This window comes from Pseudomonas sp., assembly GCF_050739995.1.
Taxonomy (GTDB): Bacteria; Pseudomonadota; Gammaproteobacteria; order Pseudomonadales; family Pseudomonadaceae; genus Aquipseudomonas.
Window position 1 is genome coordinate 1 of the sequence record NZ_JBOICG010000148.1, and the last position, 16,706, is coordinate 16,706.

Genomic DNA, 16,706 nt, shown 5'->3' on the forward strand with positions numbered 1-16,706 from the left:
AAAACTGACGGCTGCGAACAATCCAATTACCCAGGTTGAATCCCGCCTCGGTATAGGCCGACACGAAACGACTTGACCCACTGCGCGACTGGGTATCGAAACCCAATACGTCGTAGTTGAAGATGGCGGCCGTGCCACCCTCGGAAAAACTCCCGCCCTCCCACTCCGGCGCACGCAGGGATTGGGTCGGCACCACCAGGGTGACCTCGTCGCTACTGGGGCGCAGCCGCACCATGGTCGTCGGATATTCCCCAACAAAGTCATGGCAGGCCTGGTCAGGGGTGATGCCCTCGCGCAGAAGCCTGGACGGGGTAACCAAACCGGCCTTTGCCAGTAACGCGGGGGTGAAGCACAACTGACCCTGGTAATCGAAACGGGCGTCAACCAACCCCAGCGGTGTGCCATTGACTCGCAGCCCGACCACGTGGACACCTTCGCGAAAGCGCGCGGCGCTACGAAAGTATTCAGACACCTGCGGATCAATCCCAAGGGAGGTCAACGCGGCCAGATCAAAACCTTCTCCCAGCCCAACCGCTACGCTGGTACCTGGCAGACTCCAGAGCGTCGCGAGCCCCAGCAGAATTTTGGAGCGAGCCTGGGAAACATTGCTTGGCACGCTATTGGCAGAGCGACGGGTATGCCTGATCTTTTTCATAGGCCCGTCAACCCGCATCAGCCGTAACGGGGGCGCGGTAACTGTCCACCGTAAACCCGTAGACCGTGGCCGGGTGAATCTCCACGGCCACCACTCCTGCCACCGGGCCTGCAGACGCAAGCGTCAATACTTCGCCTGGCAGGATGTAGGTTCGCGGCAACGTTGCCACGCTTGCCTGCGGATGCAGTTGTACTTCCATCCCCATGCGTACGACGTAAGCGCTGTTGTTGTGGACCTTCAACTGACCCCCTTCACGCTTCCAGGTCAGCAACTGCCAGGGCGCATCATGTCTGGGCAAGCCTTTGGGGTGCAGGATCAATGGCAGGCTCTGGCGCAGAGTGATACCAATGGTCGCACCGCCGGGCGCACGTGCCTCGGGGATACCTTCAAAGGACACTCGTTTCAGCCGCTGGGTCTTGAGTGGTTTCTTCGTGGTACTGATGAAGCGCACCAGTTGAGTGTCGCCCGCTTCGACCCTAGTAATCGGGGGCGTCACGATCAACAAGGGTTCCAGGTCTTCCGGTATGTTTTGTATAACCGAATGAAGCAACGCAGGGCCAGGGTCCGTGTTTTTAACATTAAGTGTCGCCTCGCCCTCTTCCTCATTCAGAATGACAACGGTTGTTTCGGGCTGCATTCCGTCCGCTACTGCCATACCACACGAAAAAAGGCACAAGCTTATATAGCGCAACAACGACTTCAGGATTATTGATAGAGCATTCACCGATTTTCCCCACAGCCATAAAGTCGAACACCAATAAACGCACACATTAAAAAAACCGACACTTAACAGAGACAGGTAAGTGCCTTTGCGTTCATGTCGGTTATTAATGACGTACTTAGATGTAATCCACTGACAGACTGGTGCGACCATCCAGCGTTACATCACGGGTCAGGTCCAAATCGTTCGTGCGGTTGATAACGGCTTTCACTTCAAGCGTGCCTGTAAGACTGGTGATGGATGCAGGTACCGCAGTGGCGCCGCTACGCCATGAATACTGGGCAGGCGATTGGGCAACTTTACCGTCGCTGTTCTGCCAAGAAGCCCCCTGACTGCTGCGCATGATAGGGTTCAGGGCCCCGCTGGACGATTGCAGGTTTTTGAGAGTAACGGAGTACCCACCAGTACGCCTGCCATTGGCGAGGCCCAGGCCGTAGTTCTGCGCCTCGGTGAACCCGGCACCGAGGATGCCTGTCACCTTGCTGGCGGATTGCAGGTCGGTCAGCGCCACTCGAAACTGCGCCGGCGTTTGGCCGCAACTGATGTTCAAGCCCACAGTTTTCGCTGTAAGAGGAGTGAACTGCGTCGGCGACAAGTTTGCGGCGGGAATGGTCTGGTAATCGACGATGCCACCACCGGCGAGGCTAAGATTGCAAGCCACCGGTTTGATAGTCCCTCGTACAATCAGTTCAGCAACATTCGTTGCATGAGCGCCGATACTTGCAGCCAAGCAAAGAGCACCCACTGTCACACCAAGCATTTTTTTCATATTCAACCTGTCATCTGTAATGAGCAAGTGTATTTACGATGGCCCAATATTCCGACCATAAATAAATAACACCACGGCGGAATTGCCGAATGACAGTCTGTAGCTTTGGCACCTGACTAATAAATCAGAGAGCACGCCAATTATTGTGGGAGGAGGTAAATATAAAAAGTGGGCTAAACCTAAGTACCGGGTAGGTTTAAACTCGAAACCGATAAACCAACAACCTCAACCTTGTAGGCAAAATCATAAGCATCACAACTACAATATATCATTAATAATTCCTACAAAGATAAAACACCATTCTCTTTGAACTTAGAAAACCACCCTACATATCCCCCAAGAATTCCTCACAGACACCCGTAGGAAAATTACCGAAGCCGTACGCGTTGGCACCAAAGGTCGATCGTGGCACGATGGCTGGGTTATCGACCGAGACCCCCTTACCATGCCGCAATCCCAAGCCAAGAATCTGTCCCTGATCGCCGCCATCGACCTGGGCTCCAACAGCTTTCACATGGTCGTGGCCAAGGCCCAGAACGGCGAAATCCGTATCCTTGAGCGGCTCGGCGAGAAAGTACAACTGGCTGCCGGCATCGACGATGAGCGCCAGCTCAATGAAGAGTCCATGCAGCGCGGGCTCGATTGCCTCAAGCGTTTTGCGCAACTGATCAACGGCATGCCCACTGGCGCCGTGCGAATTGTCGGCACCAACGCACTGCGCGAGGCGCGTAACCGCAACGAATTCATCCATCGCGCCGAGGAAATCCTCGGGCACCCGGTAGAAGTCATCTCTGGGCGTGAAGAAGCGCGCCTGATCTACCTCGGCGTCTCCCACACATTGGCCGACACACCCGGCAAACGCCTGGTGGCAGACATCGGCGGCGGCAGTACCGAATTCATCATCGGCCAGCGTTTCGAACCGCTGCTGCGTGAAAGCCTGCAGATGGGTTGCGTCAGTTATACCCAGCGCTATTTCAAGGACGGCAAGATCACCCCGGCACGCTACGCCCAGGCCTATACGGCGGCGCGGCTGGAGATCATGAGCATCGAGCACGCCCTGCACCGCCTGACTTGGGATGAAGCCATTGGTTCGTCGGGCACTATCCGCGCCATTGGCCTGGCCTTGAAAGCCGGCGGCCATGGCACCGGCGAGGTCAACGCCGAAGGGTTGGCATGGCTCAAACGCAAGCTGTTCAAACTGGGCGATGCCGAAAAGATCGATTTCGACGGCATCAAACCCGACCGCCGCACCATCTTCCCGGCCGGCCTGGCGATTCTCGAGGCGATCTTCGATGCCCTCGAACTGCAACGCATGGACCACTGCGACGGCGCCCTGCGCGAAGGCGTGCTCTATGACCTGCTGGGCCGCCATCATCACGAGGACGTGCGTGAGCGCACCCTCAGCTCGCTGATGGAGCGCTACCACGTCGACCTGGAACAAGCAGCCCGCGTGGAGCGCAAAGCCCTGCATGCCTTCGATCAGGTGGCCGAAGACTGGGACCTGGAAGACGGCGTGTGGCGCGAGCTGCTCGGCTGGGCCGCCAAGGTGCATGAAGTGGGCCTGGATATCGCCCACTACCATTACCACAAGCACGGCGCCTACCTGATCGAGCACTCGGACCTCGCCGGTTTCTCCCGCGAAGACCAACAGATGCTCGCCCTGCTGGTACGCGGCCACCGTCGCAATATTCCCAAGGACAAGTTCGCCGAATTCGGCGACGAAGGCATCAAGCTGATACGCCTGTGCGTGTTGCTGCGCTTTGCGATCCTGTTCCATCACATCCGTGGCACCCAGGAAATGCCCCAGGTGACCCTGCGCGCCAACGGCGACAGCCTGGACGTGGTGTTCCCGAAAGGCTGGCTGGATGAGAACCAACTGACCCAGGCGGACTTCGGCCAGGAAGCAGAATGGCTGACGCGGGTAGGGTTCAGCCTGAACCTGCGCTAACCAAAAAACACCGCAAAACAAAATGTGGGAGGGGGCTTGCCCCCGATAGTTGTGGATCAGTCAAAGTTTCCAGTGACTGACACACCGCCATCGGGGCAAGCCCCCTCCCACATTTTCAGACCCGTCGGGCTTTAGTTCACCGTCAGAATCGGGCTACCCAGCTTCTCCAGCAACGTCGCCTGCGCACTGCGCGGGTTCTGGTTGCCGGTTGGCGTGTTGCGTACGTAGCGGCCGTCCGACTGCAGGCTCCAGCTGTGGGTGTTGTCGGTCAGGTAGCTTTCCAGCTCCTTCTTGACCCGCATGATCAGCTTTTTGCCTTCCACCGGGAAGCAGGTCTCCACACGCTTGTCGAGGTTGCGCTCCATCCAGTCGGCACTGGAGAGGAACATCTGCTCCTCGCCACCGTTGAGGAAGTAGAACACCCGCGTGTGCTCCAGGAAGCGGCCGATGATCGAACGCACATGGATGTTATGCGACACACCGACAATGCCTGGGCGCAGGCAGCACATGCCGCGTACTACCAGATCAATACGCACACCGGACTGGCTGGCCTTGTACAGCGCGCGGATGATCTTCGGATCGGTCAGCGAGTTGAACTTGGCGATGATGTGCGCCGGCTTGCCATCGAGGGCGAACTGGGTCTCGCGGGCAATCATGTCGAGCATGCCCTTCTTGAGCGTGAACGGCGCGTGCAACAGCTTCTTCATTCGCAGCGTCTTGCCCATGCCGATCAACTGGCTGAACAGCTTGCCAACGTCTTCACACAAAGCGTCGTCAGAGGTCAGCAGACTGTAGTCGGTGTAGAGCTTGGCGTTGCCGGCGTGGTAGTTACCAGTACCCAGGTGAGCGTAACGCACGATCTCGCCGGCTTCGCGGCGCAGGATCAGCATCATCTTGGCGTGGGTCTTGAAGCCCACCACACCGTAGATCACGACCGCACCGGCTGCTTGCAGGCGGCTGGCCAGTTGCAGGTTGGACTCTTCGTCGAAGCGCGCCCGCAGTTCGATCACCGCGGTGACTTCCTTGCCGTTACGCGCAGCATCGACCAAGGCGTCAACGATTTCCGAGTTGGCACCGGAGCGGTACAGGGTCTGGCGCACAGCCAGTACGTGTGGGTCCTTGGCGGCCTGGCGCAGCAGGTCGACCACCGGGGTGAAGGACTCGAACGGGTGCAGCAGCAGGATGTCCTGCTTGCTCACCACGCTGAAAATGTTCTCGCTGTTTTGCAGCAGCTTCGGGATTTGCGGCGTGAACGGCGTGTATTGCAGCTCCGGGTGGCTGTCCAGGCCGGTGATGCTGAACAGACGCGTCAAGTTCACCGGGCCATTGACCTGGTACAACTCGGTCTCGCCCAGGTTGAACTGCTTGAGCAGGTAGTCCGACAGGTGTTTCGGGCAGGTGTCAGCCACTTCCAGACGCACGGCATCACCATAGCGCCGCGAGAACAGCTCGCCGCGCAGGGCACGGGCCAAGTCTTCGACGTCTTCGGAGTCCAGCGCCAGGTCGGCGTTGCGGGTCAGGCGGAACTGGTAGCAACCCTTGACCTTCATACCCTGGAACAAGTCATCGGCGTGTGCATGGATCATCGACGACAGGAATACATAATTGTCGCCAGGCCCACCCACCTCTTCCGGTACCTTGATGATCCGTGGCAACAAGCGCGGCGCGGGGATGATCGCCAGGCCCGAATCGCGGCCGAAGGCGTCAATGCCTTCCAGTTCGACGATGAAGTTCAGGCTCTTGTTCACCAGCAATGGGAACGGGTGCGTCGGGTCGAGACCGATCGGGGTGATGATCGGCGCGATCTCATCGCGGAAATAGCGACGCACCCAAGTCTTGATCTTGGCAGTCCAGTGACGACGACGGATGAAGCGGACCTGATGTTTTTCCAGTTCCGGCAGCAGGATGTCGTTGAGAATCGCGTACTGGCGGTCCACATGGCCGTGCACCAGTTCGCTGATGCGAGCCAAGGCCTGATGCGGCTGCAGGCCGTCGGCGCCGGCTTGTTCACGGGCGAACGTGATTTGCTTCTTGAGGCCGGCGACACGGATTTCGAAGAACTCGTCCAGGTTGCTGGAGAAGATCAGCAGGAATTTCAGCCGCTCCAGCAACGGGTAGGACTCATCCAGCGCCTGCTCCAGCACGCGGATGTTGAATTGCAGTTGTGACAGCTCGCGGTGGATGTACAGGCTGCTGTCATCCAGGTTGGTCACGGCGGCCACCGGGGCCGGCACGGGCGCTTCGGCCACCACGGCAGGCGCGGCGGGCTCCATCTCCGGCGGGGTTTCGCTGACTTGTTCAACCACCGGGTGAGCGTCTTTTACGGCAACGTCTGTGAGTCCTTCGGTATTCATCGAGTGTTCCTGTGAGGGCTATTGTTGCTCTCTAAGCAATTGGGCAGCGCGGGCGGCGAAGTAAGTCAGAATGCCATCAGCGCCAGCACGTTTAAAGGCTGTCAGGGATTCGAGGATCACCCCTTCACTCAACCAACCATTCTGGATCGCGGCCATGTGCATGGCGTATTCACCGCTGACCTGATAGACAAAGGTCGGCACCTTGAATTCTTCTTTGACCCGATAAAGGATGTCGAGGTACGGCATCCCGGGCTTGACCATCACCATATCGGCGCCTTCAGCCAGGTCGGCTGCCACTTCGTGCAATGCCTCATGGCTGTTGGCTGGGTCCATCTGATATGACGCCTTGTTGGCCTTGCCCAAGTTAAGGGCCGAACCCACCGCATCGCGAAACGGGCCGTAGTAGGCGCTGGCATATTTGGCCGAGTAGGCCATGATCCGCACGTTGACGTGGCCGGCCAGCTCCAGGGCTTCGCGGATCGCCTGGATGCGGCCGTCCATCATGTCCGATGGCGCGACCACCTGGGCGCCTGCGGCTGCATGGGACAGCGCCTGCTTGACCAGTGCGTCGACGGTGATGTCGTTCTGAACATAGCCTTCTTCGTCAAGAATGCCATCCTGCCCGTGGGTGGTGAACGGGTCCAGGGCCACGTCGGTGATCACGCCCAGTTCCGGGAAACGCTCACGCAGGGCCCGCGTGGCGCGCTGGGCGATCCCATCCGGGTTCCAGGCTTCGGCAGCGTCCAGGCTCTTGAGTTCAGACGGGGTCACGGGGAACAGCGCCAACGCCGGAATCCCCAGCTCGACCCAACCGGCTGCTTCTTCAAGCAGCAAATCAATGGTCAAGCGCTCCACCCCCGGCATCGACGCTACCGCTTCCCGACGATTTTCACCGTCCAACACAAACACCGGCAGAATCAAATCATTCGTCGTCAGTACATTTTCACGTACCAGACGGCGGGAGAAATCATCACGGCGATTGCGACGCAGGCGGGTAGCGGGAAACAGGCGATTGGCAGGGGTAAAGCTCACGACAGACTCCTGAGCCCGCGTTTACGGGCGAGCGTTGCAGTTATAAGCGGCCATTATGACGAAGGAATGACAGTTGTGCTTATCGATGCGACCTGTAGTCGCATTCGTCGTTTATCGAGGAATTGTTCACTTCGTGACACATCTCGATACTTTCATGAATGTTCACGAAGGCGTAGGCTGCGCGTTCATTTCGCCAGCACCCCAGACCATGCTTCAACAATTTCTGCATGACTTCGGCTACTTTGCGCTCTTCCTGGGCACGTTCTTCGAAGGTGAGACCATCTTGGTTCTCGCAGGCTTCTTGGCGTTCCGTGGGTACATGGATATCAACCTGGTGGTGGTGGTTGCCTTTTTCGGCAGCTACGCCGGTGACCAGTTGTGGTATTTCCTGGGGCGCAAACACGGCCGCAAACTGTTGGCGCGCAAACCGCGCTGGCAATTGATGGGCGACAAGGCCCTGGAACATATCCGCAAGCACCCGGATATCTGGGTGCTGAGCTTCCGCTTCGTCTACGGACTGCGCACGGTAATGCCCGTGGCGATCGGCCTGTCCGGCTACCCGCCATTGCGTTACCTGATCCTCAACGGCATTGGTGCTGCGGTCTGGGCTGCAGCTTTGGGCGCGGCGGCGTACCACTTCGGAGCGGTGCTGGAAGGTATGCTCGGCAGCGTCAAGAAGTATGAGCTCTGGGTACTGGGTGCCCTGCTGGTACTGGGCTTTGCCCTGTGGCTACGGCGCCGTATCAAGAACGCACGCGCCACTCGCCTGGCCTGCGCCGAAGCCAAAGCCCGGCTGGCCGAAACGCAACTGGCCGAGCCCGCCAAGGCTGACGCGCCTAAGACGCCAACCGAGTAAGCCGGTCTCTGCAACAGTAGAGGCCGATCACACTCAGCAGACTGTAACTTCCCAGGCCCAGCCAGCCCAGACTGCTGGCGGGCCACAACCCGACCAGTGGCGCCAGCCACACCAACGGCACATTCAGCCCCAGGCGCACCCACTCGGCCTTGAGCGCCCAAGGGCGATTCTCCAGGGCCACACCCAAGGTAAACAGCCCCAGCGCCATGACAGTCCACCCCAGGATCAGCGCTGCCGTGGGCAACCCCTCGCCGAAATTCATCAGATAACTGCCAAACCCGACATACGCCGCAAATTGCAGGGCGACGTAGACCTGCTGGCGTGTGTCCAGCGGCACTTCGAATTTGCGGAACTGGCTCAGGTCATGCTTGGCCATCGGGTACTTCGCCTTCACGTCTGCGGGACGCCAGCCGGTGCGCATGAACCAGATGCGCAGCTTGTCCCACCAACGCTCAGTACGCCGGGCATCGTTCCAGAGCTGTGCATAAAACTGCAGGTTGGCCCACAGCGGGTTCCAACTGGCCAGGGGTGTGGTGACGCCAAAGATCACCGGTTCGTTATCGTCTTCTTCTTGAAAGGAACCGAACAATCGGTCCCAAATAATGAACACCCCACCGTAGTTGCGATCCATGTAGAGCGCGTTCTGCGCATGGTGGGCACGATGGTTGGAGGGTGTGACGAAGAACCACTCGAACCAGCCGAGCTTGGGCACATGCCGGGTGTGTACCCAGAACTGGTACAGCAGGTTGAGCGACGCCACGCTGATAAACACCACCAGCGGCACGCCGAGTACGGCCAGGGGTAGATAGAAGATCCAGCTCAGCAGAAAGCCGGTGCTGGTCTGTCGCAGTGCGGTAGTGAGGTTGTAGTCCTCGCTTTGATGGTGCACAGAGTGCGCGGCCCACAGGATATTGCGCTCATGCCCCATGCGATGGAGCCAGTAGTAACAGAAGTCGTAGAACACAAAGGCGAACACCCAGGTCCACACGCTCTGGGCCGACAGCTCGATCAGTGCCAGGTGCTTGAGGGCGAAAGCGTAAGTCAGCAACCCCACGCCTTTGGTCAGAAGCCCCGTGGTGGTGGACAGCACACCGGTGCTGAGGCTGTTGATGGCATCTGCCACCCGATAATTGCGCGCACCGCGCCAACGGTCGGCGAGCAGCTCGATCACAATCAAGGCGATGAAAAACGGTACCGCGTAAGGCACGAAGTCCATGGGCTAGTCCGATGTGTTTTTGTTACATCAAGATTAGGTGTAGCGGCAGGAGATCCCATTGGCAACAGGTGACAAATTAGTAGACATTTAACGCCACGAAATAGGGAGAAATACTCATGAGCAAAAAGATTGCAGTGATCCTTTCCGGCTGTGGCGTATACGACGGCGCAGAGATCCATGAAAGCGTGATCACCCTGCTACGCCTGGACCAACGTGGTGCTCAGGTCCAATGTTTTGCCCCGGATATCGCGCAACTGCATGTGATCAACCACCTGACCGGCGAAGAGATGCCCGAGTCCCGCAATGTGCTGGTGGAGTCGGCGCGTATTGCCCGAGGTGAGGTGAAAGACATTCGCGAAGCGAGCGTCGACGACTTTGATGCGCTGATCGTGCCTGGCGGGTTTGGTGCGGCCAAGAACCTGTCGAACTTTGCCGTGGAAGGCGCCGGTTGCAGCGTCAACCCGCAGTTGCTGGAACTGGCGGAAGCCTTTGCCGAGGCTGGAAAGCCGGTGGGGCTGATCTGCATCTCCCCTGCCCTGGCCGCGAAAATCTACGGCCCTGGCGTGACCTGCACCATCGGCAACTGTCCCGACACGGCAGCAGCCCTGGACAAGATGGGTGCCACCCACCAGGAATGCTCGGTGGAAGATATCGTTGAGGACAAGGCGCGCAAACTGGTGAGCACGCCGGCCTATATGCTTGGCAAACGTATCAGTGAGGTCGCTTCCGGCATTAACAAATTAGTGGACCGGGTGCTGGAGCTGACTCACGAAAACGACTGACTCACCGCATTCAAACATGTGGGAACGGGCTTGCCCGCGAATACGGTGGTTCAGTCCCTGATGTGCTGAATGACGCACCGTCTTCGCGGCCCTCCCTACATTGGGTCCGTGCCCGCTTGGCTTAAGCCGTAACTCGCCGCTTCTCGGCGAGGCGGCTGCGGCCATAGAGCACCACAATCGCCAGGATCGCCACGGCCTGAGCACTCAACGAATACGCATCGGCATGAATGCCCAACCAGTCGAAGTCAAAAAACGCCACCGGCCGGGTGCCGAAGATGCCCGCTTCCTGCAACGCCTTTACACCATGCCCGGCGAACACCACCGACAGCGCACACAACAGTGCCGCGTTGATCCCGAAGAACAACGCAAGCGGCAACTTCGCAGAACCACGCAGGATCACCCAGGCCAGGCCCACCAACAGCACCAGTGCCGTGGCGCCACCGGCCAACACCGCGTTGTGCCCGGCGGGACCTGCTTGCAGCCACAGGGTCTCGTAGAACAGGATCACCTCGAACAGTTCGCGATACACCGAGAAGAACGCCAGCACGGCAAAACCAAATCGCCCGCCACCACCTACCAGGCTGCTCTTGATGTAGTCCTGCCAGGCTGCCGCGTGACGGCGGTCGTGCATCCACACGCCCAGCCACAACACCATCACGCTGGCGAACAACGCGGTGCAACCTTCAAGCAATTCGCGCTGGGCGCCGCTGACGTCAATCACATACGCCGCCAACGCCCAGGTACCCAGGCCGGCCAATAGCGCCAAGCCCCAACCCACGTTGACGCTGCGCACTGCCGATTGCTGACCGGTGTTACGCAGGAAGGCGAGGATCGCCGCCAACACCAGGATGGCTTCCAGGCCTTCGCGCAGCAGGATCAGCAGGCCCGAGATGTAACTCAATGACCAGCTCAGGCCGTCGCCGCCCAGCAGGCCGGCAGACTCAGTGAGCTTGCCCTTGGCCACGTCCAGGCGCTGTTGCACCTGCTCGATCGGTAAACCGTCCTGCAACGACTGCCGATAGGCCATCAGGGCTTTCTCGGTGTCCTTGCGTACGTTGGCATCGACGTTGTCCAGGGAGCTTTCCACCAGCTCGAAGCCCTCCAGGTAAGCCGCTACCGACAGGTCGTACGCTTGCTCGTGGTCCCCGTTGCGGAACGCGGCGAGGCTTTTATCCAAGGTGGCAGCGGTGTAATCGAGCAACTGTGCAGGGCCTCGCTTGACCTGCGGCGGTTGCGCGCGTTGTGCGCGGAAAGTTGCGGCGACAGCGGGGCCCTGTGCAGCCAGCACCTCATTGGGAGTCTGGCGAGCCAGATCAGCAAGGTTGAACACTTGCTCGCTTTTGGCGGCAGCCGGATCGGCCGTGAAACCGGCGATGTAGGTGGCCAGGTCCCAACGCTGACGGTCATCCAGTTGGTCGGCGAAGGACGGCATGTCAGTGCCTTCGACACCCAGGCCAAGGGTGTTGTAGATCGCGTAAAGACTCAAGCGGTCCAGGCGTAGGGCATCGCGCAGGTTGGCGGGTGGCGGGGTCATGCCCACGCTGGCCGGACCGTCACCGGCGCCGACAGTGCCATGGCACACCGAACAGTGCTGGGCGTAAAGCGGCTCACCCCGCGTTGGATCGGGCGTGATGGCCGGCGCCTGGCTGACTTCATAGGCCACCGCCAGCTTGGCGCCCAATTGACGGGCTTGATGGGCGACAGTCACACCGTCTTCATGGGCGGTGACTGACGCCAGCAACTCATCGACACCTTTGACCAACTCGGCGCGCTCAGGCCGTTCCGGCAACTGCGCCACCAAGCCTTGCAGTACCCCCAGAAACTCGACCTGTTCGCGGTATTCCGACTCATCAACCACCTTGCCCGCTTCCACTGTCGGGGGGTAGTCGGCGCCGATGTAATCCAGCAAATGCAGGGCTTGAGGCGCGCCCTCGGCAGTCGCGGCCAGCAGATTGAAGCTGCACGACATCAGCGCCGGCACTATCAGCCAGGCGAGAAAACGGATGGGGGCAATCATGAATGAATCTCAAAGGGAAATACGAAGTAACACATTGTTAAGCCTTAGAGGGTTTGACTCAAGGCGTTAGTGACTTGGTGTTTGCGAAGACGGGGTTTTTGCAGCATCAAAAACCATTGCATTGCCCATGACGGGCGCGTCAGCCTGAACCGGCTGCGGGTAGTGAAGCGCAGAAGATATTGCGCTGATACTCGAACGTTCACACAACACAAAACCAATGTGGGAGGGGGATTGCCCCCTCCCACATTTTTAATCCCATTTCTTCAGTTCAAGCGGTTGCGCGATGCAGGCTGGCGAGGAAACCCGCCGCCCCCACGAACAACCCGGCAAACGTACGGTTCACGCGTTTCTGCTGCTTCGGCGTACGCAACAGGCGCAGGACTTTCGACGCCAGCCCCGTGTAGCCCGCCATCACGATCATGTCGACACAGATCATCGTCGCGCCCAGGATCAGGTACTGGATCAGCAACGGCGCCTGCGGGTTCACGAACTGTGGCAACACCGCCAGCATGAACACCAATGCCTTGGGGTTGCTGGCGTTGACCAGGAAACCGCGGAACATCATCGCCAGTGGCTTGCCGATCGGGCGCACCGCCACGTCATCGGTCATGTCCATCGGCAAGGCGCGCCATTGTTTGATCGCCAGGTACACCAGGTACGCTACGCCAAACCATTTGATCGCATAGAAGGCGGTAGAAGACGTCGCCAGAATGGCACCCAGGCCGCCCGCGACCACGGCTATCTGCATCGCCAGGCCAATTTGCAGGCCCAAGGCGTTCCAGTAGCCTCGCACAAAACCGTATTGCAGGCCGCTGGACATCGAGGCAATGGCGCCTGCGCCAGGGGAAAGGGAGATGATCCAACTGGCCAGGAAAAAGGCCAGCCATGTATCGAGTGCCATTACACACCTCGTTTCAAATTCGCCGTAAGCGCTAAGCTAACTCCGAGCACCGAGGCCTGGCTATAAAATTCTATGCAGGGCCGTTCCAGCGTCGCACCGAGCGTTGGAAGAACAAACTGTTGGGCACCTGCACCATCGCACTGTTGGTTCCTGCTTCTTCCAACTCGATCAGTGTGGTGTAGAGCAGGTTGATCGCTACGACACGCCCCTTCACGCCCGGCTTGTCGAGGGTGTCCACCAGCTCGACGATGTCACCCAGGCGAAACGGCCCGACAGTGAAGATCAAAATCGCGCACAGTAGGTTGGACAGCACCGACCACATGGCAAAGAACGCCACGGCGGCCACCGCGACAAACCCCGACAGCGCCGTCCACAGCACCGTTGCGGAAACGCCCAGGCGGCCCAGCACGAAGATCAGCGCACTGCCCATGATCAACCAGCGCAAACCGCCGCGCAGAGGCATCAGCAACTGCGGTGGAAACGGATAGCGCTCGCCCAGGCGCGTCAGGCCTTTGGCAACAAAACGCTGGGTGAGGTAGCCGGCCAACAGGATCAGCAGGATTTGCACGCCAATCCACACAGGCTCGACCCATTGCGCCGGTAACGGCAATTGCAGCGCTTCCATCAGGACAACGCCTCCAACTCCGCTTGCAAGGTTTCCAGTAGTTCGAGCGCTTCCATCCAAGCCTCTTCCAACTGTCCTTCGCTTACTTTGAGCTTGGCTTGCTCGGCTAACAAGTCACGTAGTTCGTCCTTGCGGGCGGCTTCGTATACGGCGCTATCGCCCAGGCTGGCTTCGATCTTGGCCAGGCGCTCGTGCACCTTGCCCAACTCGGTTTCCAGCTTGTCGGCTTCACGCTTGTGCGGCGCCAACTGCTGGCGCAGCGCAGCAGCGGCCTGGCGTTGGGCCTTCTTGTCGGTCTTGTCCGGGTTCACCGGGGTGTTGCTGACAGGCGCGTTGCGCAGGCGGTAGTCCGTGAGCCAGCGTGCGTAGTCGTCAAGGTCGCCGTCGAACTCCTCGACTTTGCCGTCCGCCACCAACAGGAAGTTGTCGGTAGTGCTCTTGAGCAAGTGGCGATCGTGAGATACCACCAGTACCGCACCGCTGAATTCCTGCAGGGCCATGGTCAGCGCCAGGCGCATTTCCAGATCGAGGTGGTTGGTCGGTTCGTCGAGCAGTAGCAGGTTTGGGCGATCCCAGGCGATCAACGCCAGGGCCAGGCGGGCTTTTTCGCCACCCGAGAAATTCAATACTGGCTCGTCGATACGCGCACCGCGGAAGTCAAAACCACCGAGGAAGTCGCGCAGCGTTTGCTCGCGCTCGGTCGGTGCCAGGCGTTGCAGGTGCAATAATGGGCTGGCCTTGGCGTCCAGGGAGTCCAGTTGATGTTGGGCGAAGTAGCCCACCACGGTGTTCTCGCCACGGGTCAAACGCCCCGCCAAAGGCGATAGTTCCCCAGACAGGTTCTTGATCAGCGTCGACTTGCCCGCGCCGTTAGGGCCGAGCAAACCAATGCGCGCACCCGGCGTGAGCTGCAGCTTGACCTTCTCAAGGATGGTTTTGTCGCCATAACCCAGGCGCGCATCCGAAAGGTCCAGCAGCGGGCTGGAAATCTTCGCCGACTCGCGGAACACGAAGTCGAACGGTGAATCGACGTGGGCCGCCGACAGCTCCTCCATGCGCTCCAGGGCCTTGATCCGGCTTTGGGCCTGACGTGCCTTGGTGGCTTGGGCCTTGAACCGAGCGATATAGCTTTCCATGTGCGCGCGCTGCGCCTGCTGCTTCTCGTAGGCTTGTTGCTGTTGGGCCAGGCGCTCGGCGCGTGCACGCTCGAACGCGGTGTAGCCGCCGCGGTAGAGGGTGATTTTCTTCTGTTCGACGTGGGCGATGTTATCGACCACGGCGTCGAGGAAATCCCGATCGTGGGAAATCAGCAACAAGGTGCCCTGATAGCTCTTGAGGAAGTCTTCCAGCCACAGGATCGCATCCAGGTCCAAGTGGTTGGTCGGTTCATCGAGCAGCAACAGGTCGGACGGGCACATCAGCGCCTGGGCCAGGTTCAGGCGCATGCGCCAGCCACCGGAGAAGTCGGCGACGGGGCGGTCCATCTGTTCGTTGGTAAAGCCAAGGCCGGCGAGCATTTTGCGGGCACGGGCGTCGGCGGTGTAGCCGTCGGCACTGTCGAGTTCCGCGTGCAGACGGGCCTGGGCGGCACCGTCCTGGGCTTTCTCGGCCTCGGCCAGGTCGTGTTGCACCTGGCGCAGACGCAGGTCGCCATCGAGTACGTAGTCAATCGCGATGCGGTCCAGGGTGTCGATCTCCTGGCGCATATGAGCGATGCGCCAGTCGGCCGGCAGCAAGCAGTCTCCGGAATCCGGGGTCAGCTCACCCAGCAACAGGGCAAACAACGTGGATTTGCCGGCGCCGTTGGCACCGATCAGGCCGGCTTTGTGACCGGCGTGCAGGGTCAGCTCGGCGTCTTCAAGAAGACGCTGCGGGCCACGCTGTAATGTTAGGCTTTGAAGTCGGATCATAATGGCGGCGGAGTCTACCAGCTTCGTTGGCCGCTGGCTTGGGTGTGAATATGTGCGCTGACCTGTGGAGCTTTGCCCTCTCGACTTACGCCCGCCCGGGTGTCGAAGCCGCTTGTCTGCGCTTGCAGGAACAGGGAGCGGATGTGTGCCTGTTGCTTTGCGGGGCGTGGCTGGAACAGCGCGGCATAGTGGTGAGCGCCGAGCGAATTCGGGCGCTGAAACAGATCGCCGGGCCTTGGCAGGCACAGGTGGTTGAACCGTTGCGGCAGGTGCGCATGCAATGGCGCGTGTTGGCGCAGCAGGATAAGCCGTTGGCGACATTACGCGAGCGGATCAAAGTCCTGGAGTTGGAGGCGGAACGCGAGCTGTTGGTACGCCTGGGAACGTTGTCACTGCAATGGTCGACAGAGGCGCAAGTGAGTCACCAGCCATGGCTGGAAGGATTGGCGGCTGAGGATGCCGCCAACCTTGACCACGACGCGCTGCAGCAACTGCGCGTCGTGGTCACCAACACTTAGGAAGCGCTGGTTGGAGTGGTGCTTGGCGCTACCGGTGCAGGGGTGCTGCTAGCCGGTGCGGTTGAAGCGGTGGATGCCGCCGGAGTGGCAGCGGCGACTGCAGGCTTGGCCGGGGCCGGTTTTGCGGCAGCTGGCTTGGCAACTGGTTTTGCAGCAGCAGGTTTCGCAGCTGGCTTGGCGGCCGGTTTCGCAGCAGCAGGTTTGGCAACTGGCTTAGCGGCTGGTTTTGCAGCAGCAGGTTTGGCAGTTGGCTTAGCGGCTGGTTTCGCAGCAGCAGTTTTAGCAACTGGCTTGGCGGCTGGTTTTGCAGCAGCAGTTTTAGCAACTGGCTTGGCGGCCGGATTTGCAGCAGCAGTTTTAGCAGTTGGCTTGGCGGCTGGTTTTGCAGCAGCGGTTCTAGCA

General features: G+C 59.7%; 15 protein-coding genes. 4 read left to right on the plus strand and 11 right to left on the minus strand.

Annotated elements, in window-relative coordinates:
- The 3 genes from ACRESD_RS05180 to ACRESD_RS05190 all read right to left on the minus strand — a co-directional run.
- Positions 1-655, minus strand: a 655-nt coding sequence (locus tag ACRESD_RS05180; protein ID WP_431749941.1) for a FimD/PapC N-terminal domain-containing protein, incomplete at its 3' end; no start/stop codon positions are given.
- A gap of 7 nt (positions 656-662) precedes the next feature.
- A complete protein-coding gene (locus ACRESD_RS05185; RefSeq protein ID WP_431749955.1) occupies positions 663-1,364 on the minus strand; it encodes a fimbria/pilus chaperone family protein in 702 nt (233 codons plus the stop codon).
- Between the two features lie 130 nt (positions 1,365-1,494).
- A complete protein-coding gene (locus tag ACRESD_RS05190) occupies positions 1,495-2,145 on the minus strand; it encodes a DUF1120 domain-containing protein (protein ID WP_431749942.1) in 651 nt (216 codons plus the stop codon).
- Positions 2,146-2,590: 445 nt separating this feature from the next.
- On the opposite strand from ACRESD_RS05190, the gene ppx reads away from it, so the two are divergent.
- Positions 2,591-4,093 carry an exopolyphosphatase gene (ppx, locus tag ACRESD_RS05195; RefSeq protein ID WP_431749943.1) on the plus strand — a complete coding sequence of 501 codons (1,503 nt, stop codon included), beginning with the start codon at positions 2,591-2,593 and terminating at the stop codon, positions 4,091-4,093.
- A gap of 131 nt (positions 4,094-4,224) precedes the next feature.
- On the opposite strand, the gene ppk1 is transcribed toward ppx, so the two are convergent.
- Both ppk1 and hemB read right to left on the minus strand, forming a co-directional pair.
- Positions 4,225-6,447 carry a polyphosphate kinase 1 gene (ppk1, locus tag ACRESD_RS05200; RefSeq protein ID WP_431749944.1) on the minus strand — a complete coding sequence of 741 codons (2,223 nt, stop codon included), beginning with the start codon at positions 6,445-6,447 and terminating at the stop codon, positions 4,225-4,227.
- 18 nt (positions 6,448-6,465) lie between these two features.
- On the minus strand, positions 6,466-7,479 hold the full coding sequence (gene hemB / locus ACRESD_RS05205) for a porphobilinogen synthase (RefSeq protein WP_431749945.1): 1,014 nt from the start codon (positions 7,477-7,479) through the stop codon (positions 6,466-6,468).
- 208 nt (positions 7,480-7,687) lie between these two features.
- Here hemB and ACRESD_RS05210 point away from each other — a divergent pair, with 208 nt between their 5' ends.
- Positions 7,688-8,335 carry a DedA family protein gene (locus tag ACRESD_RS05210; RefSeq protein WP_431749946.1) on the plus strand — a complete coding sequence of 216 codons (648 nt, stop codon included), beginning with the start codon at positions 7,688-7,690 and terminating at the stop codon, positions 8,333-8,335.
- Here ACRESD_RS05210 and ACRESD_RS05215 read toward each other — a convergent pair.
- Positions 8,316-9,551 (minus strand): sterol desaturase family protein, encoded by a 1,236-nt coding sequence (locus ACRESD_RS05215; protein WP_431749947.1) that lies wholly within the window; start codon positions 9,549-9,551, stop codon positions 8,316-8,318. The two genes, ACRESD_RS05210 and ACRESD_RS05215, sit on opposite strands and share 20 nt — an antisense overlap.
- A 116-nt stretch (positions 9,552-9,667) precedes the next feature.
- On the opposite strand from ACRESD_RS05215, the gene elbB reads away from it, so the two are divergent.
- The gene (gene elbB, locus ACRESD_RS05220; protein WP_431749948.1) at positions 9,668-10,333 is read left to right on the plus strand and encodes an isoprenoid biosynthesis glyoxalase ElbB; all 666 of its coding nucleotides are present in this window, start codon (positions 9,668-9,670) and stop codon (positions 10,331-10,333) included.
- 121 nt (positions 10,334-10,454) lie between these two features.
- On the opposite strand, the gene ACRESD_RS05225 is transcribed toward elbB, so the two are convergent.
- From ACRESD_RS05225 to ACRESD_RS05240, 4 genes are all read right to left on the minus strand, one after another.
- A complete protein-coding gene (locus ACRESD_RS05225) occupies positions 10,455-12,350 on the minus strand; it encodes an FTR1 family protein (protein WP_431749949.1) in 1,896 nt (631 codons plus the stop codon).
- A 268-nt stretch (positions 12,351-12,618) separates the two neighbouring features.
- Positions 12,619-13,251, minus strand: a complete 633-nt coding sequence (locus ACRESD_RS05230) for a LysE family transporter (RefSeq protein WP_431749950.1) — start codon at positions 13,249-13,251, stop codon at positions 12,619-12,621.
- A gap of 70 nt (positions 13,252-13,321) precedes the next feature.
- Positions 13,322-13,876, minus strand: a complete 555-nt coding sequence (locus tag ACRESD_RS05235; protein WP_431749951.1) for a mechanosensitive ion channel domain-containing protein — start codon at positions 13,874-13,876, stop codon at positions 13,322-13,324.
- Entirely contained in the window at positions 13,876-15,786 is a 1,911-nt protein-coding gene (locus ACRESD_RS05240; protein WP_431749952.1) for an ATP-binding cassette domain-containing protein, read from the minus strand. The genes ACRESD_RS05235 and ACRESD_RS05240 overlap by 1 nt, the downstream gene beginning before the upstream one ends.
- Before the next feature lie 50 nt (positions 15,787-15,836).
- Between ACRESD_RS05240 and ACRESD_RS05245 the strand changes: the two genes are divergently transcribed.
- Positions 15,837-16,304 (plus strand): TIGR02444 family protein, encoded by a 468-nt coding sequence (locus ACRESD_RS05245; protein ID WP_431749953.1) that lies wholly within the window; start codon positions 15,837-15,839, stop codon positions 16,302-16,304.
- Here ACRESD_RS05245 and ACRESD_RS05250 read toward each other — a convergent pair.
- The coding region (locus ACRESD_RS05250) for a hypothetical protein (protein WP_431749954.1) at positions 16,301-16,706 on the minus strand (406 nt) is incomplete at its 5' end. The two genes, ACRESD_RS05245 and ACRESD_RS05250, sit on opposite strands and share 4 nt — an antisense overlap.

Excerpts from the sequence above, each read along its gene's own strand:
- ACRESD_RS05190 (WP_431749942.1), bottom strand. The coding sequence starts at position 2,145 with ATGAAAAAAATGCTTGGTGTGACAGTGGGTGCTCTTTGCTTGGCTGCA.
- ppx (WP_431749943.1), top strand. The coding sequence starts at position 2,591 with ATGCCGCAATCCCAAGCCAAGAATCTGTCCCTGATCGCCGCCATCGAC.
- ppk1 (WP_431749944.1), bottom strand. The coding sequence starts at position 6,447 with ATGAATACCGAAGGACTCACAGACGTTGCCGTAAAAGACGCTCACCCG.
- ACRESD_RS05210 (WP_431749946.1), top strand. The coding sequence starts at position 7,688 with ATGCTTCAACAATTTCTGCATGACTTCGGCTACTTTGCGCTCTTCCTG.
- ACRESD_RS05215 (WP_431749947.1), bottom strand. The coding sequence starts at position 9,551 with ATGGACTTCGTGCCTTACGCGGTACCGTTTTTCATCGCCTTGATTGTG.
- elbB (WP_431749948.1), top strand. The coding sequence starts at position 9,668 with ATGAGCAAAAAGATTGCAGTGATCCTTTCCGGCTGTGGCGTATACGAC.
- ACRESD_RS05225 (WP_431749949.1), bottom strand. The coding sequence starts at position 12,350 with ATGATTGCCCCCATCCGTTTTCTCGCCTGGCTGATAGTGCCGGCGCTG.
- ACRESD_RS05230 (WP_431749950.1), bottom strand. The coding sequence starts at position 13,251 with ATGGCACTCGATACATGGCTGGCCTTTTTCCTGGCCAGTTGGATCATC.
- ACRESD_RS05235 (WP_431749951.1), bottom strand. The coding sequence starts at position 13,876 with ATGGAAGCGCTGCAATTGCCGTTACCGGCGCAATGGGTCGAGCCTGTG.
- ACRESD_RS05240 (WP_431749952.1), bottom strand. The coding sequence starts at position 15,786 with ATGATCCGACTTCAAAGCCTAACATTACAGCGTGGCCCGCAGCGTCTT.
- ACRESD_RS05245 (WP_431749953.1), top strand. The coding sequence starts at position 15,837 with ATGTGCGCTGACCTGTGGAGCTTTGCCCTCTCGACTTACGCCCGCCCG.